Origin of the sequence: Paenibacillus sp. Soil750 (genome assembly GCF_001428045.1) — a bacterium.
GTDB classification, from domain to species: domain Bacteria; phylum Bacillota; class Bacilli; order Paenibacillales; family NBRC-103111; genus Paenibacillus_E; species Paenibacillus_E allorhizoplanae.
Genome location: NZ_LMSD01000003.1, coordinates 104,131 through 129,447, shown reverse-complemented (window position 1 = coordinate 129,447; position 25,317 = coordinate 104,131). Strand labels below are relative to the sequence as shown.

At 45.4% G+C, this 25,317-nt stretch carries 26 protein-coding genes; 2 read left to right on the top strand and 24 right to left on the bottom strand.

The features are described 5' to 3' along the window. Nucleotides 1–37 precede the first annotated feature (37 nt). From queA to ASL11_RS04855, 6 genes are all read right to left on the bottom strand, one after another. Nucleotides 38–1,117: a tRNA preQ1(34) S-adenosylmethionine ribosyltransferase-isomerase QueA gene (gene queA, locus ASL11_RS04880; RefSeq protein WP_056610404.1), complete on the bottom strand. Its 1,080-nt coding sequence runs from the start codon at nt 1,115–1,117 to the stop codon at nt 38–40. Between the two features lie 9 nt (nt 1,118–1,126). Then, complete coding sequence (locus ASL11_RS04875; RefSeq protein WP_056610402.1) at nt 1,127–3,349, bottom strand: SpoIID/LytB domain-containing protein; 2,223 nt, start codon at nt 3,347–3,349, stop codon at nt 1,127–1,129. 167 nt (nt 3,350–3,516) lie between these two features. Further along, on the bottom strand, nt 3,517–4,524 hold the full coding sequence (ruvB, locus tag ASL11_RS04870) for a Holliday junction branch migration DNA helicase RuvB (protein WP_056610400.1): 1,008 nt from the start codon (nt 4,522–4,524) through the stop codon (nt 3,517–3,519). A gap of 32 nt (nt 4,525–4,556) precedes the next feature. Continuing rightward, nucleotides 4,557–5,186: a Holliday junction branch migration protein RuvA gene (gene ruvA, locus ASL11_RS04865; RefSeq protein WP_056610398.1), complete on the bottom strand. Its 630-nt coding sequence runs from the start codon at nt 5,184–5,186 to the stop codon at nt 4,557–4,559. Beyond that, nucleotides 5,183–5,683 (bottom strand): crossover junction endodeoxyribonuclease RuvC, encoded by a 501-nt coding sequence (ruvC, locus tag ASL11_RS04860; RefSeq protein ID WP_056610396.1) that lies wholly within the window; start codon nt 5,681–5,683, stop codon nt 5,183–5,185. Before ruvC ends, ruvA begins: the two co-directional genes overlap by 4 nt. A gap of 132 nt (nt 5,684–5,815) precedes the next feature. After that, complete coding sequence (locus tag ASL11_RS04855) at nt 5,816–6,478, bottom strand: BofC C-terminal domain-containing protein (protein ID WP_063795478.1); 663 nt, start codon at nt 6,476–6,478, stop codon at nt 5,816–5,818. Between the two features lie 480 nt (nt 6,479–6,958). Between ASL11_RS04855 and sigW the strand changes: the two genes are divergently transcribed. Continuing rightward, the gene (gene sigW, locus ASL11_RS04845; protein WP_056610392.1) at nt 6,959–7,570 is read left to right on the top strand and encodes an RNA polymerase sigma factor SigW; all 612 of its coding nucleotides are present in this window, start codon (nt 6,959–6,961) and stop codon (nt 7,568–7,570) included. Between the two features lie 70 nt (nt 7,571–7,640). Here sigW and ASL11_RS04840 read toward each other — a convergent pair whose 3' ends face one another. The 5 genes from ASL11_RS04840 to ASL11_RS04820 form a co-directional block, all read right to left on the bottom strand. Beyond that, the gene (locus ASL11_RS04840) at nt 7,641–8,912 is read right to left on the bottom strand and encodes a LysM peptidoglycan-binding domain-containing protein (protein ID WP_056610390.1); all 1,272 of its coding nucleotides are present in this window, start codon (nt 8,910–8,912) and stop codon (nt 7,641–7,643) included. Between the two features lie 198 nt (nt 8,913–9,110). Beyond that, a complete protein-coding gene (gene pheA / locus ASL11_RS04835; RefSeq protein ID WP_056610388.1) occupies nt 9,111–9,977 on the bottom strand; it encodes a prephenate dehydratase in 867 nt (288 codons plus the stop codon). Next, entirely contained in the window at nt 9,974–10,951 is a 978-nt protein-coding gene (gene thrB, locus ASL11_RS04830) for a homoserine kinase (RefSeq protein ID WP_056610387.1), read from the bottom strand. The genes pheA and thrB overlap by 4 nt, the downstream gene beginning before the upstream one ends. Nucleotides 10,952–11,120: 169 nt before the next feature. Further along, nucleotides 11,121–12,407, bottom strand: a complete 1,287-nt coding sequence (locus tag ASL11_RS04825) for a homoserine dehydrogenase (protein ID WP_056610385.1) — start codon at nt 12,405–12,407, stop codon at nt 11,121–11,123. A 29-nt stretch (nt 12,408–12,436) separates the two neighbouring features. Continuing rightward, nucleotides 12,437–12,889: an ACT domain-containing protein gene (locus ASL11_RS04820; RefSeq protein WP_056610603.1), complete on the bottom strand. Its 453-nt coding sequence runs from the start codon at nt 12,887–12,889 to the stop codon at nt 12,437–12,439. Between the two features lie 197 nt (nt 12,890–13,086). Between ASL11_RS04820 and ASL11_RS04815 the strand changes: the two genes are divergently transcribed. Then, entirely contained in the window at nt 13,087–13,596 is a 510-nt protein-coding gene (locus ASL11_RS04815; protein WP_056610383.1) for an NUDIX domain-containing protein, read from the top strand. A gap of 65 nt (nt 13,597–13,661) precedes the next feature. Here the strand turns inward: ASL11_RS04815 and ASL11_RS04810 are convergent, their stop codons facing one another. The 13 genes from ASL11_RS04810 to minC form a co-directional block, all read right to left on the bottom strand. Further along, nucleotides 13,662–14,642: a C40 family peptidase gene (locus ASL11_RS04810; protein ID WP_056610381.1), complete on the bottom strand. Its 981-nt coding sequence runs from the start codon at nt 14,640–14,642 to the stop codon at nt 13,662–13,664. 252 nt (nt 14,643–14,894) lie between these two features. Next, nucleotides 14,895–15,968: an anthranilate phosphoribosyltransferase gene (locus ASL11_RS04805; protein WP_056610379.1), complete on the bottom strand. Its 1,074-nt coding sequence runs from the start codon at nt 15,966–15,968 to the stop codon at nt 14,895–14,897. Nucleotides 15,969–16,131: 163 nt separating this feature from the next. Beyond that, nucleotides 16,132–17,436 (bottom strand): GTPase ObgE, encoded by a 1,305-nt coding sequence (gene obgE, locus ASL11_RS04800; RefSeq protein WP_056610376.1) that lies wholly within the window; start codon nt 17,434–17,436, stop codon nt 16,132–16,134. 15 nt (nt 17,437–17,451) lie between these two features. Next, a complete protein-coding gene (locus ASL11_RS04795; RefSeq protein WP_082595255.1) occupies nt 17,452–18,258 on the bottom strand; it encodes a Spo0B domain-containing protein in 807 nt (268 codons plus the stop codon). Between the two features lie 139 nt (nt 18,259–18,397). Beyond that, the gene (rpmA, locus tag ASL11_RS04790; RefSeq protein WP_036742986.1) at nt 18,398–18,712 is read right to left on the bottom strand and encodes a 50S ribosomal protein L27; all 315 of its coding nucleotides are present in this window, start codon (nt 18,710–18,712) and stop codon (nt 18,398–18,400) included. Between the two features lie 4 nt (nt 18,713–18,716). After that, entirely contained in the window at nt 18,717–19,070 is a 354-nt protein-coding gene (locus ASL11_RS04785; RefSeq protein ID WP_056610370.1) for a ribosomal-processing cysteine protease Prp, read from the bottom strand. Between the two features lie 12 nt (nt 19,071–19,082). Further along, nucleotides 19,083–19,394 carry a 50S ribosomal protein L21 gene (gene rplU / locus ASL11_RS04780; RefSeq protein WP_028555793.1) on the bottom strand — a complete coding sequence of 104 codons (312 nt, stop codon included), beginning with the start codon at nt 19,392–19,394 and terminating at the stop codon, nt 19,083–19,085. 156 nt (nt 19,395–19,550) lie between these two features. Then, complete coding sequence (locus ASL11_RS04775; protein WP_056610369.1) at nt 19,551–20,714, bottom strand: Rne/Rng family ribonuclease; 1,164 nt, start codon at nt 20,712–20,714, stop codon at nt 19,551–19,553. Nucleotides 20,715–20,737: 23 nt separating this feature from the next. Beyond that, nucleotides 20,738–21,613 carry a M50 family metallopeptidase gene (locus ASL11_RS04770; protein WP_063795474.1) on the bottom strand — a complete coding sequence of 292 codons (876 nt, stop codon included), beginning with the start codon at nt 21,611–21,613 and terminating at the stop codon, nt 20,738–20,740. Next, nucleotides 21,606–22,481, bottom strand: coding sequence for a M23 family metallopeptidase (locus ASL11_RS04765; protein ID WP_056610367.1), 876 nt, complete (start codon nt 22,479–22,481; stop codon nt 21,606–21,608). Before ASL11_RS04765 ends, ASL11_RS04770 begins: the two co-directional genes overlap by 8 nt. 146 nt (nt 22,482–22,627) lie before the next feature. Next, nucleotides 22,628–23,776 carry an FtsW/RodA/SpoVE family cell cycle protein gene (locus ASL11_RS04760; RefSeq protein ID WP_056610365.1) on the bottom strand — a complete coding sequence of 383 codons (1,149 nt, stop codon included), beginning with the start codon at nt 23,774–23,776 and terminating at the stop codon, nt 22,628–22,630. A gap of 7 nt (nt 23,777–23,783) precedes the next feature. After that, nucleotides 23,784–24,578 carry a septum site-determining protein MinD gene (gene minD / locus ASL11_RS04755; RefSeq protein WP_056610363.1) on the bottom strand — a complete coding sequence of 265 codons (795 nt, stop codon included), beginning with the start codon at nt 24,576–24,578 and terminating at the stop codon, nt 23,784–23,786. 38 nt (nt 24,579–24,616) lie between these two features. Next, entirely contained in the window at nt 24,617–25,276 is a 660-nt protein-coding gene (minC, locus tag ASL11_RS04750) for a septum site-determining protein MinC (RefSeq protein WP_056610361.1), read from the bottom strand. Nucleotides 25,277–25,317: the final 41 nt, after the last annotated feature.

Below are 25,317 nucleotides of genomic sequence, written 5' to 3'. Positions count from 1 at the left end.
CTATTCTAAGCTTGCTTTTCTTGTTCAATCGGATGAATTAATAAATCAACATGGCATCGCCGAAGCTGAAAAATCGGTACTCTTCCTTCACAGCTTCTTCGTAGGCTCGCATAACATTGGCCTTACCAGCCAATGCACTAATGAGCATAAGCAATGTTGACTTTGGCAGATGAAAGTTCGTTAACAACACATCTACGACACCAAACGTGTAGCCAGGATAAATGAAAATGGACGTCCAACCTTGGGAGGCCTGAATGAGTAAAGGTTGACCTTCTTGGTAGCCTGACTGCTCACGGCTTAATCCAGCTGCTGTCTCTAACGTTCGTGCAGATGTTGTCCCAACCGCAATAACTCGTTTCCCCGCTGATTTCGTCTCATTAATTAATGCAGCTGTTTCTTCGGATAAAATGTAATATTCAGCATGCATCTGGTGATCTTCGATCTTATCCACGGACACAGGGCGGAATGTACCTAGACCTACGTGCAGTGTCACGAAGGCTAGTCGGACACCTTTGTCCTTCAGTCTCTCCAAATAATCTGCTGTAAAGTGCAAGCCTGCCGTTGGCGCGGCAGATGACCCTTCATGCTTCGCATAAACGGTTTGATATCGTTCCCGCTCTGATAGCTGCTCTTTGATATAAGGCGGAAGCGGCATCTCGCCTAATCGATCCAAGATTTCATTGAAAATCCCGGTGTACCGGAATTGCAGAACACGAGCTCCCATGTCGCCAACTTCAACGACTTCCGCAGTTAGTAGTGGCTCGCCATCATCGTCAGCCGCAGTGCCGAATACCGCAACAGAGCCAAGCTGCATGCGTTTCCCTGGCTTCACCAGTGCCTCCCAAAGATCCTCGCCTAGCGGCTTAAGCAGCAATAACTCCACTTTAGCGCCCGTGTCTTTCTTCATACCAAAAAGCCGTGCTGGAATGACTCGTGTATCATTCATCACGAGTAAATCCCCGGCTTCTAAATAGGATATCAAATCTTCAAAAGTGCGATGAGCGGTTTCGCCAGTTTCTTTATTCAGTGTAAGCAGTCTAGACGCCGTGCGTTCTAGCAGCGGCGTCTGGGCAATCAAAGATTCAGGTAATTCAAAATCGAACGCTTGTACTTCCATGTTAGTTATTCATTCCTTCGTTATGTTGACTCCAGTAAAGTACGTCTGAAGTATTTTTTTATAATCGTAGCCCTTCTCTGCAAAGCCTTTTGCACCCCATTGCGACATGCCCACGCCATGCCCAAAACCTTTTCCACGGAAAATAATTTGATTTCCTTGAAGGGCAATTGATCCCTTAGATGGGATGCTGGATGAAGATGTAGGTGACACTGTACCTGTCAACGCGGGCTTACTTATGCCCGTACTGCTTAGTGTCATTAAATCCGTTTTCTTCACAGCTGTTGGCTGCGTTTGTTTCCCGGATAACACATAGACGCTGTCTGATGGCGAACTGCTCGAAACCACACCTGAGCCGCTTAAGATCGCAATGCTCGCACCGCTTGAAACAGATGAGCTAGTACCAGTATAACTGCCCGCTCCTTCTATTTCAAACAGCGTACTCGGTAAACCACCCAACACACCCCGAATAGCATCCGGATTGTCCACCTTCACGACAACACCGTTAGCCTTCAACTCGATTGCTCGGCCTGACGGGCCTCTCTTGGAAACTTCCAGTGAAGTCAACTCACCGTTGATGGGAATCTTAGCAGCTTCAAGTTTACTCTTGATTTCACTTAAGCTATAAGGACCTCTTATCCAAGAGTAAGCATTCGATTCTCTTTCTTGACCAAGTATGACAACTTTTTCTTTGGTTGCCAGTTTAGCTATGGCAGGATTCGCAACATTATCCACATAAGGTGCTGACCGTACGTTAACATCTGCCTCTGTAGCTTCGTAAATAGCTTTTCCTGCCTTGTCCTTCTGTCCACTATCCTTCACATACATGCTATGTACAAAACCGATTCTGCCGTCTGTCAGTTGAATTTGATACCAAATGGCTTTGCCCTGCTCAGCGCCTTCATCCGGGCTAGCAACGCTTCGCAAATAATCAACCGAATTGCCCCAAGCCTCCGTAGAATCTGCTGTTATTCCCCCCGCATTAGAAGCAAAAACAGGTGAAATCAAGCCTCGCTTATTCGAAATCACTTCATCCTTCGTTGCATCAACCGCTAGATTGCCAGCAGTAAATTCTTTATCCAAGCCATAGTAAGCCTGTTCAAGCGTTGTATCCGTAACTTGCGCAATCTCATACTTGTTTCCTTGAACGATCGCATAAGTACGCGCAGCTACAGCTTGAGCCTTCAGCGCTTCTGCTGGCCATTGTGAGTTCAGCTCTGCGCCAATAACCCCATATAAATATTGATCCATAGGAAGCTCATTGACCAACGCCAATCGATCGTGATAGGTGCTAATCTCCATATCGCCACGGAAACTGCGGTCCATACGTTCTTTCACAGCTATGCCCTGTTTCTTAGGATGTATCACTGTTTTCTGCTCACCAACTGCAGTCACATAATGAGCCACAGCAGCTGCGGGATTGCTTGAGGTGGTTACATCCGACCTGCGGATCAAGTAGGCTGCCTTCGTATTCGCTGGTTGGAGAGGCGTATTGGGTGCAGCTTTCAGTGCAGCTTGCTTCACTAACTCAAGCTTGGCATCCGTTGCCTCGCTCCCTAACCAAACACTATAGGCCACATTGCCAGCCACATCCGCCTGTAAAACCAACTCAGCTTGGACACCAGCCCCCGAGTACACGGCGATTTGCTGCTGTGCTGCGGCCTCTGATGCATACGTCCCCGCACTCCAATGGAGCGGACCACTGACCACAGGTGCAACCGATTTCGTTAAAGCAGCAACCGTAGGGTCCTTCAATGCCCCAGTTGCTGCATTTTCGGCTTCAGCCTGCGTAGGCAAATTCCCGTAATACACTTGATACACCATTTTACCAAGCTTTGTACGACTTAACACGAAGCTTTCCTCTGCCATGGCAGCCAGCTTGGTGTTCAACGATTTGGCCGTAGCAAAATCTGCCGTTTCCAACATCATCATACTATACTGATCTAATGACATTCGAATCATTGTATCCGAAATGGAAGCCCATGGCTTCGCCTCCGTATTCGCTGAGCTCCGCACGCCAATATCAAATCCACCTGGGGATGAAAGTGAAACTAGCGGTTCAATCTTTTTATATTTGGCAGCATTAATGACAAGGGCAACACGAATCTGATCCAAATGCTTAATCCCATCGGCATTCGCTTCGGATCCTCCGTATAAAGTGGCTGTAAACGTTAGTGCTGCTGCCGTTATGATGGCAATTCGCTTTGGGTTAACTAGCTGATGTCTTCCAAACATAAAGGTATCGTATCCTTTCTTACGCTATCATCTAGTAATGTAGACTCTAGCAAGAGACAGAAGTTTTGTTAATTCGCTGAAAAAAGACAAAAAAAGCTCTTGCCCGCCCTTCTAGCAGCGGCAAAAGCTTACAATTGTCATTTCATGATGGCTAATCTTTAACTAATTTAACGTTGCTCCGGTACAGGTAACCCGAGGTGGTGGTAAGCTTGCGGCGTCACAGTCCGCCCTCTAGGCGTACGCTGCATAAAACCAATTTGAAGCAAATACGGCTCATAGACGTCTTCAATGGTTTGGCTTTCTTCACCGATGGTTGCAGCGATCGTTTCAAGCCCGACAGGGCCCCCTTGGAAGCTCTGAATAATCGCCCGCAGCATCTTATGGTCAATTTCATCCAATCCCAGATCATCCACTTGCAGGAGTCTAAGCGACTCCTTAGCAAGCTCCATGGTGATGATGCCGTCGCCCCTCACCTGTGCAAAATCGCGCACCCGCTTCAGCAATCGGTTCGCGATACGCGGAGTCCCGCGCGAACGCATACCGATCTCGCGCGCAGCATCACCAACGATGCCGACCTGCAAGATGTCGGCTGTCCGACTGACGATGTAGCTGAGCTCATCGACCGTGTAGAACTCTAACCGACTGACGACCCCAAATCGGTCGCGTAGAGGCGCAGAGAGCAGCCCAACGCGTGTCGTGGCGCCGATCAAGGTAAATGGCGGCAGGTCGAGACGCACAGAGCGTGCGCTTGGCCCCTTGCCGATGATAATGTCAAGGGCAAAATCCTCCATCGCTGGGTACAACACCTCTTCCACCGTCCGGTGGAGTCGGTGGATCTCATCGATGAAAAGCACATCCCCCTCCTGCAAATTCGTCAGGATGGCAGCAAGATCTCCAGGCCGCTCAATAGCAGGCCCGGAGGTTGTACGAATATTCACGCCAAGTTCATTGGCGATAATGTTGGAGAGCGTTGTTTTACCGAGTCCAGGCGGCCCGTACAGAAGTACATGATCTAGGGCTTCTTTCCTCATTTTCGCTGCTTCGATATAGATCTTGAGGTTCTCCTTCGCCTGTTTCTGCCCGATATATTCAGCCAAAAAACGTGGACGCAGACTATACTCGACCACATTGTCTTCCATCATAAAATTAGCCGATATGATCCGCTCATTGTCCATGGTGCCCCTCCTTTCTTTGCACGTTCAGTTGCTTACATGGTGAATAAAGCTTGCAAAGCAAGCTTCACCAGCACATCAACAGAATCCGATGGCCCAGCTTTAGGCTTCACTTGCAGCCATGCACGATCAACTTCTGCTTCCGTATAGCCAAGTGTCATCAAGGCTTCCTTCGCTTCACTCCAAGGCAGTCCGCCTTCCGTTAATTGTGCCGATCCGACAACACTTAATGCGACTGCAGCCTCCGGACTAGAGAAGCTCACAGAACCTAGCTTATCTTTCAAGTCTAGAATAATCCGTTGGGCCGTTTTCTTCCCGATCCCAGGAAGCTTGGTTAGAAACGCCAAATTTTCTTGACTTATCGCTAGTATGACTGCTTCAGGTCTTCCACCTGCTGCTAGAATGCCGAGCGCTACTTTGGGACCAATTCCACTAACATCCAGCAATAAGCGGAATAAAGACTGTTCATCGCGCGTAATAAAGCCAAACAGGAGATGAGCATCTTCCCTTACATGATAATGGATGAACATCGTGACATCTTCATTCTCTTTATGCGAAAGCGCATAAGGGTTCGGGCAAAAAACACGATAGCCCACACCATTCACATCGAGAACCGCATAGTCACTTTCACGTAGAGCTACTTTACCTCGTAAGAAATCTATCATCGTTTGACCTCGTTTATTCTAGATTGAAGTGCGGAGGAATGTGCATGACAAATAGCGATAGCGAGCGCATCAGCGACGTCATCTGGCTTCGGTATTTGGGACAACTTCAACAAAATCTTAACCATCTCCTGCACTTGCTTCTTCTCTGCATTCCCATAACCTACAACGGCTTGTTTGACTTGAAGTGGCGTATATTCAGCAATCGGCAACCCTGCCTGCACGCCCGCAAGAATCATTACACCTCGCGCCTGGCCTACGGTGAATGCCGTTGTTACATTTCGATTAAAAAATAGTTTCTCAATGGACATCACATCTGGTTTATATTTCTCTATCAATTGTACTGTAGCGTCATAGACATCCTTCAACCGGATACCTGGATCCGTGTGTGCTTCCGTTTGAATCGAACCATATTGTACCGGAACTAATTTACTGCCGATTTTATCAATAAAGCCAAAGCCTACGATCGCGATCCCTGGATCAATCCCTAGAATACGCAAAAAATTTCTCTCCCATCTATTAAAAAAGCGAACATATGTAGTCATTTCCATTATAGCAGATAACAAAAAAAAGAGATAGACTCGGGAATTCCCGAAACTATCTCTTAGGCTTTTTCTATGGTATTGTGTGAACTAAGGACGTGACATTGCACCTTCCGTAACTTCTATGGCATAATCGCTGAACGTTGATAATACGCTATTATACTCCTCTATATCCGTTACTCGAATTCCTTCGTGGAGTTGTGCCACTGTATCTCTTGGTAAACTGCTTTCTAACTGCTGAATATTGAGTTGGAAAAAGGTTCGAATAATGTGATTGTTTGCTGGAGTCCCATTGAATAACGACAAATTGCTGCTGCCGTCTATTCCGAATACTGCTTTTTCTTTGCAGTCTGGAGATAAATCTTCAATGTTTTCCGTAAAAACAACCGCGCCTGTCTCTTGAATGCTTAACTGCCAACTAGGGTGTTGTTTCTGCAGTGAGAGTAGTTCTTGTGACGTATGCGAACCCAATTGACTGCGTTCTTCTCCACAAACATAGGACTTGAGCAAATAGCTTTCTCTGCGATCGGAAATGGCTTGCAACAATTTCGTTGCTTCCTGAAGACGTACATCTTCTTCTGGAGTTAAACCAGCAATGGTCGCGCGACTGGCAACTTTCGTGCTGTAGGGGGCATCATCACCAAATACGGACCAGGTAACCATAGCAACCAGAACGAATATCCCTAAGGTCAACCAACTTCGCTTCCAGCGTAATCTCTTTTTCAATTGCTTCAAGAACCGATGTACAATCACGTTATCCCCTTCTTCTTGTTTTTTCGTATTGTTTCCATTTGCAAGAAGCACTATACATCATTTACCATAGAAGAGAATGAAACCAATCAAGACGGATGGTGAATTTACCATGAACGGAAGAAAGCCAATTAAACGCACAACTCTCCTCATTATCGGCGTCGTTATATTGTGGGGAAGTGTAGCTTTATGGAACGAAATCCATAAAATTGGAACAGGCAACTCGAATACGAACACAACCTCTGTCTCCCATTCCAATCCAAGTCCTCGTAGCTAATGTCACGAAACTTACAAGATTTCGGTAACAATTGGTTATAATCGTGCTCTCGCACTCATTTGAATTTGACTGTAGCCACAGAAATGATATAGTCAAAGATAGATAAAAACTCTCATAGGCATACAGGAATGACGATATAAATGTTATAAGCAAATGAGACTGGTCTAAACCTTTTTCTAAACGACAACTCTAAGGAGGGAAACATCATGAATGTGGCAGAACTTCAATTAATTCAATTATCCAGACGAGGCGATCGCAACGCTTTCGTGGAGTTAGTCGAGCTCTATCGTAGCAAAATACAAAAGCTTGCGTTTAAGATGCTGCATAACCGTCCTGATTCTGAGGATATTGTGCAAGAAACCTTTATCCGCGTCTATTTGAATTTAAACCACTTTGATGAAAGCCAGAATTTCTCAACCTGGATTTATCGGATCGGAAAAAACGTTGCCATCGATTTGCTGCGTAAAAAAAGGCCTGTTCAATCCCTCGACGCGGAGCTAAATGATTTTGATGATGATTACAGCTATTACAGTAAGCTTGCCAGTCAAGATCAATCGCCAGAACATGCGGTACTTCAAACAGAAATTCAAGAGCATATGCACGCATCCATCAACAAATTAGCAGACAAATATAAAGGTATTATTACGCTGTACTATCTAGAGGAGCTTTCTCTACAAGAAATTAGCGAGCGTCTGAACCTGCCGATTACGACTGTGAAAACTCGTTTGCACCGGGGGCGTGAGCTTCTTCGCAAAAAATGGGGAATGAATTTCGTTATTGGTTTAATGACCTTCTTCACATTAGGCATGATCGCTTGATTCCCTGCAGAATAGGAATAAGCCACAAACCACGATATCCATCGTGATTTGTGGCTTATTTTTTTGAATCTTAAAAATTAATCCACGGACCGTTCGATTTGCTCGGTTCCCGCTTCTCTATGCCCCGTTCTTGTTGCTGTAAGAACGAACTCAAGGCTGAGGCTCCTGATAATTTCACTTTTCGTGTTGTGCGGCTTCCGCTTGTTTTGGGTTTAACTGATTTTTGCTTGTCACGAATGTCAATGTCAATTTCCGCTTGCGTATCTGTAACCTGCTTTAGTTCATGGGTATGAACTTGCGGCAACAAAGATGTTTCTTCATAAGGAGCGTGCTGGCCTGCACCCGCATAAGGAATACCATAAGGATCATGTTGGAACGCATATTGTTGCGCCATAAGATGATCATACGGCATCGGAGGCGGATAAAAGGCAGGCATCGCAGTCATCTCCTGTGACGCATTATCCCAAGGGTTCCCCATCGGAACATTCCCGTAATGGGCTGGATAGTTCATCCAAGGGTGCTCATTCATAGAAGGTCCGCCACACCCGCATCCCTCATCGACTGCAGTGACTGGAGCTGCCATCGTCGGAAGCTGCTCACACGGCTCCTCCTGATACGGAGGATACGATGGATACGCTGGAAGCGTCATTGCCTCATGGTGCTGCTCGGGGTAAGCAAAGACTTCTGTGGCTGTAATATGAAATTGCTGGAACGGATGTACCGCTTGCCCATAGGGTTGATGGAGTCCATGATCTTCCATGACGGGAGCTGGAATAACTGGCGCTGGCGGCATTACTTGTGGCATGGCTGGAACCGTTTCCCCCGTAGATAACGGAGGTGCTTCAACGACAGGTTGTTGTGGGCTTGCGATAATTGGCTGTTGATAAGCATCTGTTGGCGGCATTGGCTCAGTCATTGGCACGGGAGCAAACGGCTCTGTGCTAAGCTTTGATGGATTGTGGTGCGTGTGGTGCATGCCATGCTGATTACTATGCGTATGTCCATGCTGCATTTTGGGGACAAAAACCACATCCCCCGTCATAAGTACATTTGGATTCTTAAGGTGTGCATTCGCTTTAATCATTGCTTGCAGTGGTACATCCCACGCCTTTCCTAGCTTCCATAAACTGTCACCTTGCTGTACAACATGCTTATAAACATAATCAGATGCAGGTGGTTCAACAGGTTTAACTGTAGATGGAATTTTCACTTTCATCCCAATCTCAATCTGATTTGGATCAGCTATTTGCGGATTAAGTGCAATAATCTGGTCTAGGGTGGTGTTGTATTTTTTTGCGAGCTCGTACAGGGTATCGCCTTTTTTGACAATATGGATTTTCAAAACCCTACCTCCTTAAAGTTTTCTACAGAAAACTGGCTTGTAAGCATCTCCTTCGCGTTTCTCTTCCAATCGCCATAAACTTGGCCGCGTCAGCATCGCTTATTCACAATAATGATATTACAGTTTATGCACGTTCCTAGGCTTTTGCCCCTGTCGCACAAAAAAAATCCCTCGCGTCATAAACGCAAGGGATTTTCCTTAGGATCCTATATACGGATAGCTTGGATAACAGCCCAAAATTCGAACCTGACACCCAATAGCTTCGATCTCTTGTATAGCTGAAGGCAGAAGAACAGAGTCCATCGTACCCGCAATATCGATATAGAAATAATAATTGCCAAGCTTCTTCTTCGTCGGTTTCGATTCAATCTTGGAAAGATTAATTCTCCGCCAAGCAAAAGCCGATAGAACTTGGTGCAGTGCACCTGGATAATCCTCTGGAAGAGTAACCAGAATCGTCGTCTTCATATCCTCCGACGGCATCAACTCCGACGCTTCTTTACCTACAAGCAAGAAGCGAGTCATATTATCCTTGTGATCTTGAATCTCACGTTGCAGCATCGGCACACCATAGTTCGTCGAAGCAATGGCCGTTCCAATCGCAGCAACTGTCGGGTCCTGAAGAGTAGACACGATGCGTACTCCTTCAGCCGTAGAGCTTACTTGTTCAAACTCGGCCTCACGTAAATATTGCTTCATAAATTGATTGCATTGTGCAGGTACAACTTGATGAGAGAGTACCTTGCGAATATGACGATAGGGATTCAATCCGTCAACTTCTACATCGGGATTCGGGTAACCAATCAGATTCATATCAATCGGAAATACCCATTCTGCTCGAATCGGAAGATCAACTTCATGAACGAGCCAATCCACGTGGAGATGTACAGAGCCTTCTAGCGTATTCTCAATGGGGATCACACTTAAATCGGTTTCACCCGATGCCGTTGCATTGAAAACCTCAGAGATCAGCTTGTACGAGACATACGTAAACTTCTCACCTAGAAAGTGACGTGTAGCTTCTTCCGAGAATGTACTGGGTCCAAGAATCGCAACTTTCTTCATGCCAGCACCTCATTTTCCACCAAGGATAGAAGACTCTCATCTCCGCTTTGAAGGACAGTCGTCGTGACACCTTCTCGGCTCGGTTTCAGCCATAGAAGCTTGGCTTCAATGCCTTCCTTCGCCAACGTATCTTGAAGAAACATCTCTAGCTCCGTCTTCTTCTTACTGCGTGCATCGACCAGTGCTAACATGGTTGGTCCCGCCCCGCTCAAAGCAACACCAAGCGCACCATGGTCTTCACATTCATTCAATAGTGTCTTCATGCCAGGGATAAGTGCCGCGCGATAAGGCTGATGCAATCTGTCCTTCATTGCAAGACGAATCATCTCAAGGTTCCCCGTGCTCAAGGCAGCAACAAGTAACGAGGAGTGACTAAGATTGAACACCGCATCCTTCATTGTTACATGCTGCGGCATAACGCCTCTCGCCTTTTCGGTCGATAGCTGGAAGGCTGGTATCGCCACCAACACCTCCAAATTGTGATGGGGCTCAATCCGAATGGACTCTGCTCTCACTTCGTCCCAGAACGCAACGACAATGCCGCCATATAGACTTGCACCCACATTATCAGGGTGCTTCTCTAGCCGCGAAGCGATTTGAAACAGCTCATAGGTTGAGAATCGATTCCCAATAAGCGCGTTCGCACCTGCAAGCGCCCCTACGATTGCCGAAGCACTGCTTCCTAAACCACGCGTAAGTGGAATTTCACTATACATAGAAATCTCAAGTTCTGGATGCGAAACATCAGCTTTATCAAACACCATTTGAGCTACTTTATAAATTAAATTCGATTTATCCGTAGGAATTCCACTCATCTGATCGCCGATCAATTGAATTCTTGTCTGATCAGAGATCGCCATATCAATCCAAGCATATAAGTTCAAGGCCATCCCCAAGGAGTCAAAGCCGGGACCTAGATTCGCTGTGCTTGCCGGAACTTTCACCCTTACCTTTTGTTCTGTCTTGTAGCTCATTTCGAAATTGCGCCTCTCTTCACTCAAAATAAACGGCTACGCCGTCCTTTGGGGACGGGAGCGTTTTATGGAGAAATATAGCCCGAATAATTATGTGAAACATATGAATCCCTATATTTTAAAATAAACATCTAACGCACTCCTCCTAGGACGAGTGCGTTACCGATTGCTAGCCTTCTACACGATACACGCTCTTAATCGCATGGATAACATCCATGGATTCGAATTGATTCAATACATTTTTCATGCTCGCTTGATTAGCGTCATGTGTAATAATGATGATTTCAGCTTTCGGGTTCGATTTATTCGGATGTTGGAAGACTGATTCCAAGCTAACCTCATGTTCTGCGAAAATTTGTGTAATTTGGGCAAGCACGCCTGCTTTGTCTTCAACATGAAGTAAGATGAAGTTTTTGGAAGCAATTTGTTCGTCCGTTTTAAGCTTCTTCTCTTTGTAAGGAGCTTGTACCGTACGTCCATTAATACCTAATTTCAAGTTGCGTACAACAGCCACTAGATCAGCTACAACAGATGTTGCTGTAGGAAGCTCACCTGCACCCGCACCGTAGAACATCGTTTCACCAACCGCTTCACCAGTCACATAAACGGCATTGAATACACCATTTACGGAAGCTAGTGGATGTGAGTTTTTGACCATAGTCGGTTGAACGCTGACGGAGATATGGCCATCATGATTCTCGGCAATACCAAGCAATTTTACTTCATAGCCTAACTTTTTACCGTACTGAATATCTTCCTTCGTTACTTTGGAAATACCTTTCGCTTCCACATCGCTCAAAGCGACATTGGCATGAAAACCAAGCGTCGATAAGATCGTCATTTTGCGAGCAGCATCTAAGCCCTCAACATCCGAAGTAGGGTCCGCTTCTGCATAGCCTAATTCTTGTGCTTCTTTCAACACATCGGCATAAGCAGCGCCTTCTTGACTCATTTTAGTTAAAATGTAGTTCGTCGTGCCGTTCACAATCCCCATAATTTTCGTGATGCGATCGGAGGAGAAACCTTCAACAAGTGCACGAATAATCGGAATTCCGCCTGCAACACTCGCTTCATAAAAGACATCGCAATTATTTTCAGCGGCTTTGGCCAAAATTTCAGCACCATGCATCGCCATTAGATCCTTATTCGCTGTAATGATGTGTTTGCCGTTCCCAAGTGCTGTTAGAATGTGGGCTTTCGTTGCTTCAACGCCACCCATCACTTCAACAACGATATCGATGTCGCTATCGCCAATGACGTCCCAGACGTTCTCTGTAAGTTTATCTGCATCTACAGAAATGTTGCGATGTTTGGACTTATCTTGTACAAGAATTTTTGCGATTTCAATAGCTGAACCTGTTTGACGTTGCAAATCTTCTTGATGGCCTTCAACAATACGTACGACACCTGTTCCTACAGTTCCTAATCCTAGTAAACCAACCTTGATGGGTTTCATTTCATTACCTCCTGAATTGTATGCTAATCTTAACTGCCTTGACCGATGACCATGGCACGCTTGACTCCGTCTTGCGCTCCTAAGCGATCCACAATTTCCCGGATCTCCTCGCCCATGGATGAAATTTCTAAGGATATAACGACATTCGCCATACCCTGTAATGGAATCGTTTGGTGGATGGTCAACACATTGCCATCCAAATTGGCGATGAGTGCGAGTACACGGGACAATATCCCGGATCTATGCTCCAAATCCATTGAAATTGTAATTATGCGTTCGCGCTCTAGCTTGCTAAGTGGATGAATGCCATCTTTATACTTATAAAAGGCGCTTCTGCTCAGCCCAACTTGTTCGACAGCGTCGTGAATCGTCTTCACTTCACCCCGTGCAAGTAACTCCTTGGCCTGTGCTGTCTTCAGAACACCTTCTGGAAGAATGTCCTCGCGGACTAAGTAGTACCTCTCAGGTCCGATGTGCTTCATGGTTGGAAGAAACTCTTTGCTCTCCGGCACCTAACTACCGTCCTCTCCAAAAAGACTAATGTTTCCCTATAGAGGACATTATATCGAAACATGCCTTGTGAAGCAATAGGCAAAATGCATCCAAGCATTCGCCTTTGCAGCCCCTTCCTTTTCTATGATAAGCTGAAACGGAACTAACGAAGGGAGGGGATCTCTCCATGATTACATTACGAATGATGTCTACCGCACTTTTATGGAACAAGCATGACGAGCTCCTCATGATGAAACGCGCATTAAACCGCACGCTCTCTCCCGGCTTATGGGCGGCAATTGGCGGTCATCTCGAACCGCATGAAATTAGCCAACCAAGAACGGCTTGCTTTCGTGAGGTTTGGGAAGAAACCGGCATCGAGCAAGACGAGATTCAAGATTTACATCTACAATATGTCTTACTTCGGCTCAATGGCCAAGAAATACGCCAACAGTTTTTCTATGTCGGTAAAACGGATGTGAATCCACGAATCGTTACATCGGAAGGTGATTTGCATTGGATTCACAAAGTAGACGTCCTAGATCGCCCGATGCCCTATATTTTCCGCTGCTTACTCGAACATTATTTCAGCGTAGGCCCGACTTCTCATCCGTGGATAGGCTCTGCAGGGATTCAATCAGGGACAGACACACCTACAATACATTGGAACCCCTTATTGGACCCGATGCAAATTTAATCCGACCCCTGACTTGGAAAAGAGCAGACAACGATTTCTCGTTGCCTGCTCTTTTTGTAGCATTCTTATAACGCACTGCCTCCGAATAGAAAGCGATATTCCCAATGCCGATTTGCAATGGAATCAATTCGCACACCGCCACTTTCTTTGGAATACGTCGAAAGTATTTGACCATTACCTAAATAAATAGCCACATGGGTAATCGTTTGTGCAGACTTATTAATACCTGCATAGTTGGATTGCGCCGTCCCTTTATAAGACATAAAGAACATCAGATCGCCAACCTTGAGGTTATGCCAGTCCGTTACATTGTGTCCGAGCGACTTCACATACGCACCTTGACCTCTTGAATCCGATGGTAATTTCAGTCCAATTCCGTCCAAGAATGATTGACGCACAAAATCAGAACAATCAAACGTTGAGGTGTTATCACGACTGGACCCATATTCATATGGCGTTCCCATGTATTTCTTGCCTGCTGCTATCACCTTTTGAATCTTTTCGCTTGTTGTCCCACCTGTGTTCGTACCAGGAGATGTGCTTCCACCTGAGGTTGATATGTAGGTAGGACTTGTGCTTATGTATCCTTCACGACCATCTGATGCTTTGACTTTATACCAGTAAGCATTTACTTTCTGGAGGATTTGAACCGTTTCTCCTGCCTTCAGATAACGGATTCGCGTTGCATTCTCGTTAGCCGCTGTGCGGAAGCTCACGCTTGCGACGATACGTCCTGTCCCCGTTGCAGGAGACGTTGTTTGACCGTTTGCTTTTATGTACTTTGAACTTGTTGAGACATAACCGATTTGACCGTTCGTCACTTGAACTCTATACCAGTAGGCATTCACTTTCTCGATAATGGAGACTGGCTCTCCGGCTTTTAAATAGCGAATACGCGGTGAATTCTCGTCTGGGCTTTGGCGGAAACTCACACTGCTAACGACTTCACCAGTAGTTGCAGCAGAAGCTGCTTTAGGGAATGGGACTGTGACAGCACCAAATAGTAATGATGGGATAAGGGCAAAAGCAAGTAGTTGTTTCTTCATGAAGTAAGCCTCCTAGCGTTTTGTACTTACGAATCCTGATGACACTAGTAAATGGTAACATATCCATTGATTAAGTTTTAGCTGTAACATCTACCAATTTTCCTACCCCCATAAAATAAACGGCTACTCCGTCCTACTTGGACAGGTGCGTTTATCTAAAAATATAGATAAATTATCGTGTGAAACTATATATTCTATATTTCAAAAAAAGCCCCCCATTTTGCTGTCTACTCACAGCTTTTTGGAAGGCCTTTAACCTATTTTCGATGAGGAATCATCACTGTCGGCAAGATCTTGCAGTTTCAAATACTGACTCTGATCAATCCAGCGCTGCATGATTTTCTGCGCTTCTTTCCGCTGTAGTAAAGCTTCGGCAAGCTGAAAGCCCTCTTCGTAACTATCTACCTTATCAAACCATTTCAATCTTAGCCCCGTATTGAAAATGACGTGATCACGTTCACGTTTGACTTCTGTCCCATCCTCGCCTGCAATAATGCGTTTCACCATCGTAATCTGATCTTCTTTCGCCAAATTTGGTAAAGGTGTACTCGTAAAGCCAAATTTCTGCGGTTCCACACTACGAGACTCATCCCCCCAAGGGGTCACGATTCGGATCATGCTGTTCTCATAAAGTGGTAAATCCTCAGAGCCATCAATGCCGCTGATAATATACGCTTGTTGAAACCCCGAACGCATTGAAATCGGAATCAAGGATTCCATTGCTTTGCGCTGTTGTACACCAATAATTAAGTTCGTCGAAAGCACAGGATTCAATACTTTCTCTATCGTATCGATGACAGTTCGTATACCTAATTGCTCCCTGACCTGCTTCAACCGTCCAATTGGCGGACACAGCTGCTCTGTAGGTAGAAATCCGATATGCAAATGAAATAACATGGATTGCCAAGCCTTCACAGAAAGATGCAAGGAAACACCTAAGCTTTCTACAATCTCTTTCAGTGCTGTCCCTTGGCGGGCCGGAAGCGCATCACCACCTTGCATTACTTGGGTGAACCCCACTGACGCAAGCAGCAGGCTGACGGGCAACGTAACAGGAAATCGCTTTCTCCCTTCCGTAGGCCCTATTGAATTAAGCGAGTTAGGCTGAGTATGATAATTCAATGAATAGCCGCGATAGACATCAATAAAGGCCATCAACTCGTCATCCGCTTCCCCTTTCATACATAACGCCATTAAAAAGGCAGCGCATTGCGCATCTGTTGAATCTCCTTTCGCCATTTCACCAGCAGCTTCTACAGCTTCATCATAGGTTAAATTTCGCATTCGCGTCGGATCCGACCCCATCGCTTGAATCCATCTCTTCATCATACTCCTCCTTTCTTAGGTCCATTTTGTGTTATATTAACTTACATAATTATCGTGTTATATCTAAAATGGTAATGCTTTTATTAATTCGTGTCAAGTATTGTGACATTAAATGAGTCGAAATAAAAAAAACACCTATCCCGTTGGGATAAGTGCTCTTGGATTATAAATTATTTTCATCAAACTCGAAGTCAAAGTCACCAATTTGAATCGTTTGTCCATGAACAGCGCCACGTTTACGCAACTCATCATCAATGCCCATGTTACGCAAAATACGAGCAAAACGCGCGATTCCATCTTGGGTCGTAAAATTCGTCCGCTTGATCAATTTCTCAATCGATGGGCTCTCGATAACGAATACATCATTATCACGACGAATCGTGAAGTCATTCTCTTCGCGTTTCTCAAAGCGATATACTTTACGCTCTTCTGTCCCAGCAACTCCCTCGACCTCAGGAGCATTCGGGATGCTTTCCACGATGTCAGAAATCTTATACAGCAACTCTTGAACGCCACCGCGTGTCAATGCCGAAATCGGATAAACGGCATAATCCTTGCCGTCAGCTGCCAACTGCTCTTTGAACAAGGCCAAGTTATCTTCCGACTCTGGCATATCCATTTTGTTGGCTACAACGATTTGAGGACGTTGCTCTAACTTCGCATTATAGAGCTTGATTTCTTCATTGATTTTGATGAAATCCTCATAAGGATCACGTCCGTCCGCAGCCGACATGTCCACGACATGTACAATGACTCGCGTCCGCTCTACGTGACGTAGAAACTCATGGCCCAAGCCTACACCTTCGTGAGCGCCTTCGATCAAACCTGGCAAATCTGCCATCACGAAGCTTCTGCCATCCCCAACATCAACTACACCTAGGTTAGGAGTTAACGTTGTGAAGTGATACGCTGCAATCTTAGGCTTCGCGGCAGAAACGACAGACAATAAAGTTGATTTACCCACGCTCGGGAAACCTACAAGCCCTACGTCAGCCATTACTTTCATTTCTAAGATAACCCAACGTTCTACGCCTTCTTCACCGTTCTCCGCAATCTCAGGAGCTGTCACGCGAGCAGTTGCAAAGCGCGTGTTCCCTCTTCCGCCTCGGCCACCCTTCGCAACGACGACTTCTTGCCCATGACGCGTTAAGTCAGCGATCACTTCTTGCGTGTCATCATCAATAATGGTCGTCCCAGGGGGAATACGAACGATCATATCCTCTGAGTTAGCTCCATGCATCGATTTGTTACGGCCTTTCTCGCCGCGTTCTGCTTTAAAGTGCTTCTGATAACGGAAATCCATCAATGTCCGTAAGCCCTCGTCTACGCGGAAAACAACATCACCACCGTTGCCACCGTCACCGCCGGCAGGACCACCCTCCGGTACATACTTCTCCCGACGGAAAGCAACTAAACCGTCACCACCGTCGCCGCCTTTTACAAAAATCTTCGCCTTATCAACAAACATTTCTACACCTCAACTTTATATATGAAACGGCAATCGTAGCGTGACACTTGCTTCTTCTTCATGCCAATCATCATTCTCAAGCAAATACTGTGAATCTTTCGATGAAAAACGCGCCAAAACCGATTGCTCAAGTTGTTCCCGATTATAGGGGCCTTGATATACAAAATCAAGCAGTAAGCCATCTTCTTGAACATCAAACTCCAAGCTGAGAGTGCCACTTTCCCCATCTTCGAATGCCGTATGTTCCTGAATGCATGCCACCATTTGCCGAACCAATCGTTCAATCAGTCCGTGCTGGATCGGGAGTTGTCCAAGATTAATTTCTTGCTCAACTTCCACATTCAGCTCTAACATCTTTGACTGCACACGGAATTGAAGCAAGTAAGCAATAAAAGAGGGGATTCCCAGCTTGGAGAGATTGCTTTCCTGCTGCATAGTCATTTTTATTTTTTCCATATAGGGCCGCAAATTATCAAACTTCTTCATTTGAATGTAACCAAATAAAATCTGGGTATCATTCATCCAATCATGCCGCAAGCGATTTACAACGGCAATCAGCTTCAGATGATCCTCTTGCTCTTGCTGCTTCAGCGTAGAACGCCACTTTTCTTCCATTCTACTTACTTCTAGTCTCCAAGCTGTATACCCACTTACGAGAATGATTAGTAGGAATGCCACTCTAATAATCCACGGTTCTGTAACCAACAAGCCAGTCAATCCTATGAGCACAAGTGCTAATACATAGACTTGTGCGCTGCCCAATTGCTTCATTATCCGCTCGCCCCGTTCTCCTGCTTTGTAACCGTTCATCCAGTATATCATGATGCCTGGAAAACTTCACCAAACAAACGAGAAAACCCCCGCCCCGGGCCATCCGAAATGAGTGATCACGGTTAGAGGTTTTTTCCATACATATTGAGAAAAAATCCCTGGATGAACTCTCGCTCACCAGGGATTCTAATTACGCTTCTAGAGCTGCAGCTACTGGAGCTACATCAACTGGGTATACGCTCACTTTTTTGCGATCGCGGCCCAAACGCTCGAATTTCACTACGCCTTGTACCAAAGCGAAAAGTGTATCATCCGAACCGATGCCTACGTTCGTTCCTGGGTGAATTTTCGTACCGCGTTGACGGTAGAGAATGCTTCCAGCAGTAACAGTTTGACCGTCAGCACGTTTAGCGCCAAGGCGCTTAGAGTGTGAGTCACGACCGTTCTTTGTGGAACCTACCCCTTTTTTGGAAGCGAATAATTGGAGATCCAATTTCAAAAACATGGTGTTATCCTCCTTTGTGATAGATTGTTTCAATCGTTATATAGTCACCGTAAGTTTGTTCAATCGTTTGTAACATAACGACCATCGATTCTATAATTAACTGCACTTGACCCCAAGTTTCAGGCATGGCACGCGCACTATCCGGGATGGTTACATCCAGCAGTCCAGGCTCCATTTCGTGAATCGGAATCACACCGGTTAAGGATTCTATCGAGTTACATGTACCAACGGAAATCGCTGATACCGCGGCGCAGACCAAGTCTTTGCCAGGCACGTCATATTCAGCATGGCCTTCCACTACAAAAGAAAGAATTTGAGGCGAATCCGGTGCAAGACGTTCTATGGTCACGTAGATCATAGGGCTTGTCTCTTACGCTTGGATTTTCTCAACTACTACTCTTGTGTACGGTTGACGATGACCTTGCTTTTTGTGATAGTTCTTTTTCGGTTTGTACTTATAAACGATGACTTTTGCACCTTTGCCGTGTTTCTCCACTTTCGCGGAAACTGAAGCACCTGCAACCAATGGAGCACCTACTACTAGGCCATCTTCTTTGGAAACCAAGAACACACGATCAAAAGAAACAACCTCACCCTCAGCAGCGTTCAATTTTTCGATGTAAAGAACATCGCCCTCTTGAACTTTGTACTGTTTACCACCTGTTTCAATAATTGCGTACATTTTCATTACCTCCTCATGTCTCAGACTCGCCTTGTGCAGGTGACGGAACAGAATTAATTCCATTCGCGTACTTCGACCTGTTTCGTGCGGTTACAGCATGCCTAAACAACACACTCCGAGTATTATATCACAGTTATATTTTCATATGCAAACCTTTTATTTGCGTTTCCGAGTCATTTCCAACAATCCTAACTTGGTCCAACCTACAATTGTCGTCTTAGAACGATCCTTGCGTACAGCTTCCGCCATATTCGCCATGACCTTCGCACGATTGTCTTCTGCATGCATGTCAATAAAATCGACAATAATAATGCCTCTCAGATTTCGAAGCCGCAAAAGCCTAGGGATCTCGATAGCTGCTTCCCGATTAATATCTGTAACCGTTTGCTCTAAATCAATAGACCCCGTGTATCGTCCCGTATTGACATCAATTACTGTCAGCGCTTCAGTTTGATCGATGATTAAATACCCTCCGCTAGGGAGCCAGATTTTACGACGAAAGCTCTGGTTCAACTCTTCCGTGACGCCGAAATGATCGAACATAGGTGTTCTACGGTCGTAGAAAGCAATGCGGCCACGCCAACCCGGTTGCTGCTTGCGTAATAAGGTTCTCATTTCCTCAAAAACCTTATTATTGCTCATCCACACTTCTTGAACTTCATCCGATATCACATCTCGCGCTAGTTTGGGCAATAAATCGAGATCTTGATAAAGCTGTGCGGGAACATGTGTTTCTTCTCGCTTCGCTAGAATGGTACTCCACACATCGCGTAAATTTTGCAAATCGTCTCGAATAGCTTCTTCACTTTGACCTATTGCACCTGTTCGAATAATCACGCCTTCACTAGGCATAAGATTACCCTCTGCTAGCTGCTTTAGTCGCTGTCGCTCAGCCTCTAGATCAATTTTACGAGATATGGCAATATAATCCGCATCTGGCATATAAACAATCCAACGGCCCGGAATGGAAACATGCGTAGTCACTCTTGCCCCTTTGGTCCCCTGTGGATCCTTGCTCACTTGAACCATTAGCATTTGCCCCACTTCAGCAATATCCGTAATGGAAGGCTTAATCTTAGGTTGCTTGTCCACATGAACGGGGAGGAGATCGTCTATATAAAGAAAGGCATTCTTCGCAAGTCCAATGTCGACGAATGCCGCTTGCATGCCGGGAAGTACGTTAACGATGCGGCCCATGTAGATGCTGCCTGCCCGTTGAGATTCAAGCGGATACTGCGTATCATACTCCACAAGACGTCCATCCTCTAGCAATGCCGCTTGTGTAAGCTCTGGTGCGCAGTGAATTATCAGTTGCTTCATACATGTTCACCTCACCAGTTATTTTACATGAAAAGATCGGAAACTGCACTCCCCGGTTTTTTCCCATCTAAATAACCGCCGACGATTTGCTGTTCGGGCAGCACAGCTTGGATGCGCCCTGCTTCATTCACGACATAAATTAAGTGGTATCGTTCGCGCATAAAAAGCTTCAATGTCTCCGCCATCGTTAGCTGCTTCGTAATTACAATCGGCTGCGCTCTAGTACCTCGGCTCAGCAACTGCCCTACTCGCAACCCGCGACCCATTAGGAAACGTAGGAAATGATAGGGAATCTGTCGGTAAGCATACCAATTGGATACAAGTAGAAACAGTCCTATCACTAGAATATTAATTGGCAGTTGACCTTGTACGAGCTGAATAATCGCCATAACAATGATTGAGGAGCTTATGATCATACTGATCCAAACCGAATAAACAATCGTATTATGAAACGACATGATATAGCCTAACAAGCCCTGCATGATTTTCCCGCCATCGAGCGGCATCACTGGTATCAGATTGAATAATCCGATCATGAGATTTGCTTCAATGAAGTAATCCCACCAGTTACCACTTCCAATATCCAGTGACTTCAATATCAACGCCAGCAGTATCATCCATACGTGTTGAAGTGGTCCCGCTATGGCAACGATCAACTCCTCACGAGTAGACGTACTCCCTAGCTCATCAACAATTAAGACACCACCAAAGGGAAGTAGCTGAACTTCTTGGACCCTCCAACCGAACCCTTTCGCCGCGGTTAAATGCCCTAGTTCATGGATGAGTACGATGCCGAATAACGTGATTGCCTCCAAGAAATACCCCGTTATCGCACAGCCAATCATAATTAAAGTGAATAATGGATGAAATCGATATTTCGTCCCTGCCCATTTAATCAAAGGTGATCACATCCACCGGGTTGATCGTAACGCCTTCTTTCATGACTGAGAAATACAAATTCCCCTTTGTTGGATCTTTGGCAGAAGCTTTTCCTATGGGCTCCCCTACCTTCATCCAATCGCCAACAGCTACAGTAATCTCACTTAGTCCACCGTATAAAGATTCCAATCCACCAGGATGTCGAATCATAATCGTTAATCCCGTATCCGTAGTTGTACCTGCGAAAATAACCTGCCCCGTGTCCATCGCATACACCGGGGCAAACTCAGCCGTGTTCAATTTGACTCCCTTATGGATTGTTCCATCGTAGCTGACCAACACGCTTCCTTTCGTCGGTGCGAACAGCGTACGCTTCGAGGTACTTACAATCACAGCTTCATTGCCTGCGCGGTTAAAGCTTGGAATAAAGGAAGGAGCCCCTCCGAACTTATCGGCATACCAAGCGGACAAAGCCGTAAAGTCATAGGACTGCGTTAGTGCTGCTGTTATATATAGCTTTCCTTGATTAGCCCATGGCTTGTCTATCTGAAACATGCCGTAAACAGATGCAAATAGGGCACCACTGATGAGCAGCTTCAAGGCAATTCTCCGCGCAGATGGCGGGGTAAGAATTCCTCTTTCTGCATCATCATTCGCCGTATCCATCATAAGCTTCTGTCTCCAGGCAAATTCAGGGTCCTCCATTCGTCTTCTCCAGTCAGGATCAGCATATAACGGCATTTCCTCTATTTGTCGTGTTGGCATTAGGAAATCAACCGACGGAGAGGATCTGTGTGAACTTCCATTCCCAAGTGTTGCTTCTGACGATTCTCTCAAATGGCGAAGTCGCTCTAGCCGGCGTTGCTTTACTTTATCTTTTATAACCATAGAATCCCCTCCTCATAGACTTTCATTAGTACAGCCTATGAGCAGATGGACAAGATTATGTGAAAAGTACAGCCTTCGTTCTGATTGCAGAAATAGAAAAAGCCCGCGGCCTCGATAAGGTCACGGACTTAACATAGGTATAGCCATTAAAACAATTCAGGCGCACGCTCTTGATGCAGCTTCACACTCATGACAAGGCCTAGTGAAAGCATATTGATGAGAAGCGAGGTCCCTCCATAACTGACGAAAGGAAGTGTAATACCGGTTAATGGCATAATGCCAATCATCATTCCAACGTTCTCAAAAATTTGGAATACGAACATAGATACAACACCAACAACGATATATGCGCCAGCAAGCTGAGAACTTTGAATAGAGATCAGAATCATACGATAAATAAGCAAGAAATAAATAAGCAAAAGTACGGCAGAACCACGGAATCCAAACTCTTCCCCTACAACAACGAAGATCGAATCCGAATAGGCGAAAGGAATGAAATTACTGTGCACAGAGGTCCCCTTCAAGAAACCCTCACCTTCCAAACCACCAGAACCAATCGCCCTTACCGCGTTGCGTACCTGATAATTATCATCATCCGATACATCCTGCGGATAAAGGAACGTATCTATCCGATCCATCCAGTGACTGAAGCCGTATCCCTTAAGCATTTCAAACAAACTATCATGAAAATGTTTATATAACGTCAGTGTCAGGAAACCTACTCCGACCACGAGAAGGATACTTATTAACACTTGTGAGTATTTGATATTCCCAATCCATAGCATCCCTATCAAAATAATAACAAAAATAATCGCATTCCCTAGATCCGGCTGTATGAGAACAAGCACAAACGGGAGAAACACAGCTACCCCTACAGGAATAATATCATTCTTCACCTGAAGCAAGTCCCCGCCGCGTCTGGCAAGGAGAGCTGTAATGCAAATAATCAAGATTAATTTGACGAGCTCTGCTGGTTGAAATGTCAATCCTCCAGGAAGTTCAAACCAGCCGCGCGCACCGTGAATTTTTTTACCAAAAAAATAGACGGCAATCAAAGAGACAATTCCAATCCCATACAAATATGGAGCAATTCGTATAAGTACACGATAATCGAATAAACTACAAGCTAGAAATGCGACGAGTCCTACCGCATATAAAATCAGAATTTTCGAAATGCTGATGTTAATGGTCGGGTGATCGACAGATGAGCTGTAGACCATCATTGTACTTATCACCATGAAGGCAAACAGAATGACAACAATTGGAATATCAATGTTTTTCAGTTTGGCAAACACAGAACAATCATCCTATTCCAATAAACTTTTTCATTCGTTTTACCCAACCGGTTTTGTCCTCTAGCTGCATAAGTGGCACGGTATCACCAACAATACGCCTAGCAATATTCCGATACGCAATGGCTGCACGTGATGATGGGTTCATCACCGTTGGTTCACCTAAATTAGCCGCCTTAATTACGTGCTCATCATCCGGTACAATTCCTAACAAATCTATTGCAAGTACAGAGCAAATTTCATCGATATCCAGCATTTCACCTTTTTTCACCATTTGAGGGCGAATACGGTTAATGACAAGCTTCGGTGAAGATATTTTCTCATTTTCCAAAAGGCCAATAATCCGATCCGCATCACGCACAGCGGCATTTTCCGGAGTCGTCACAACAATCGCTTTATCTGCGCCTGCAACCGCGTTCTTGAAGCCCTGCTCAATCCCCGCTGGACAGTCGATAATGACATATTCGAAATCATTTTTTAGTTCCAAAATAATCGTCCGCACCTGTTCCGGAGTTACGGCGTGCTTGTCCTTCGTTTGAGCAGCTGGTAATAAATACAGCTCATCAAATCGTTTATCCTTAATTAGTGCTTGCGGCAATCGGCAACGCCCTTCCGCAACGTCCACAAGATCATAGATAATCCGATTTTCCAATCCCATCACGACATCCAGATTACGTAAACCAATATCCGTATCAACCATGCATACTTTCTTCCCCAGAAGTGCAAGTGCAGTCCCCAGATTAGCGGAAGTCGTCGTTTTACCAACGCCACCTTTACCTGAGGTGACAACGATAGCCTCTCCCATATTCCTCACCCCAGACACAGTTTATATGTTAAAAATATTTAATTAATTGGAGCATCCGGCCAAATCCGATGAAGCTGATGCAGCTTATCGATTTCCATTTTGCCTTCTTTGACATAAGCAAATTCCATGAAAGCCTCCTCGATCCCCCACTCATCTGGAGAACGACTGATGACCCCGGCAATTCGTAATTGTGTAGGCCGCATATGAGACGCAGCAATGATTGCTTTCTCGTCTCCATCTGACCCTGCGTGAGCCATACCGCGAAGTGAACCCATTATGTAAATGTTCCCTGTGGAGGTAATGATTCCGCCTGGGTTAACATCACCTAAATAAAGTAAATCGCCTTCGTTGTGAAGGGTTTGTCCTGAACGAATCATTCCTCTTAGCGTTGTCATGGATACCTTGGGCTCCGGTGGAGCCTCCACCTTAGGCGGTTCACTCTCGATGGATTGAATCAAGAGATTCCCCTTCTGCTTAATTACAGCTCGAATCTCTTCTTTCTGCTCATCGGTGGCCACACGGTTGCCCAATTTGACATTCACATGAATAATCGGACCCGTTAATATTTGTTGATGCGTTTTCTCAAGCTTATGTTGCAGCTCTTGCAACAGCTCTTGCCAATCGCATGCGTCATTTAGTAAAAAAACTAGGCCATCTTTGACCCCTTTAATCATAACATGGTGCTTCGCTACAGACATAATGGCATGACGACCTCCCAACCTATACATTTCGGCCCTTG

Coding starts and splice junctions, on each gene's coding strand:
- queA (WP_056610404.1), bottom strand. CDS start 1,117: ATGGAAGTACAAGCGTTCGATTTTGAATTACCTGAATCTTTGATTGCC.
- ASL11_RS04875 (WP_056610402.1), bottom strand. CDS start 3,349: ATGTTTGGAAGACATCAGCTAGTTAACCCAAAGCGAATTGCCATCATA.
- ruvB (WP_056610400.1), bottom strand. CDS start 4,524: ATGGACAATGAGCGGATCATATCGGCTAATTTTATGATGGAAGACAAT.
- ruvA (WP_056610398.1), bottom strand. CDS start 5,186: ATGATAGATTTCTTACGAGGTAAAGTAGCTCTACGTGAAAGTGACTAT.
- sigW (WP_056610392.1), top strand. CDS start 6,959: ATGAATGTGGCAGAACTTCAATTAATTCAATTATCCAGACGAGGCGAT.
- pheA (WP_056610388.1), bottom strand. CDS start 9,977: ATGAAGAAAGTTGCGATTCTTGGACCCAGTACATTCTCGGAAGAAGCT.
- thrB (WP_056610387.1), bottom strand. CDS start 10,951: ATGAGCTACAAGACAGAACAAAAGGTAAGGGTGAAAGTTCCGGCAAGC.
- ASL11_RS04825 (WP_056610385.1), bottom strand. CDS start 12,407: ATGAAACCCATCAAGGTTGGTTTACTAGGATTAGGAACTGTAGGAACA.
- ASL11_RS04820 (WP_056610603.1), bottom strand. CDS start 12,889: ATGAAGCACATCGGACCTGAGAGGTACTACTTAGTCCGCGAGGACATT.
- ASL11_RS04815 (WP_056610383.1), top strand. CDS start 13,087: ATGATTACATTACGAATGATGTCTACCGCACTTTTATGGAACAAGCAT.
- ASL11_RS04810 (WP_056610381.1), bottom strand. CDS start 14,642: ATGAAGAAACAACTACTTGCTTTTGCCCTTATCCCATCATTACTATTT.
- ASL11_RS04805 (WP_056610379.1), bottom strand. CDS start 15,968: ATGAAGAGATGGATTCAAGCGATGGGGTCGGATCCGACGCGAATGCGA.
- obgE (WP_056610376.1), bottom strand. CDS start 17,436: ATGTTTGTTGATAAGGCGAAGATTTTTGTAAAAGGCGGCGACGGTGGT.
- ASL11_RS04795 (WP_082595255.1), bottom strand. CDS start 18,258: ATGATATACTGGATGAACGGTTACAAAGCAGGAGAACGGGGCGAGCGG.
- rpmA (WP_036742986.1), bottom strand. CDS start 18,712: ATGTTTTTGAAATTGGATCTCCAATTATTCGCTTCCAAAAAAGGGGTA.
- ASL11_RS04785 (WP_056610370.1), bottom strand. CDS start 19,070: ATGATCTACGTGACCATAGAACGTCTTGCACCGGATTCGCCTCAAATT.
- rplU (WP_028555793.1), bottom strand. CDS start 19,394: ATGTACGCAATTATTGAAACAGGTGGTAAACAGTACAAAGTTCAAGAG.
- ASL11_RS04775 (WP_056610369.1), bottom strand. CDS start 20,714: ATGAAGCAACTGATAATTCACTGCGCACCAGAGCTTACACAAGCGGCA.
- ASL11_RS04765 (WP_056610367.1), bottom strand. CDS start 22,481: ATGGTTATAAAAGATAAAGTAAAGCAACGCCGGCTAGAGCGACTTCGC.
- minD (WP_056610363.1), bottom strand. CDS start 24,578: ATGGGAGAGGCTATCGTTGTCACCTCAGGTAAAGGTGGCGTTGGTAAA.
- minC (WP_056610361.1), bottom strand. CDS start 25,276: ATGTCTGTAGCGAAGCACCATGTTATGATTAAAGGGGTCAAAGATGGC.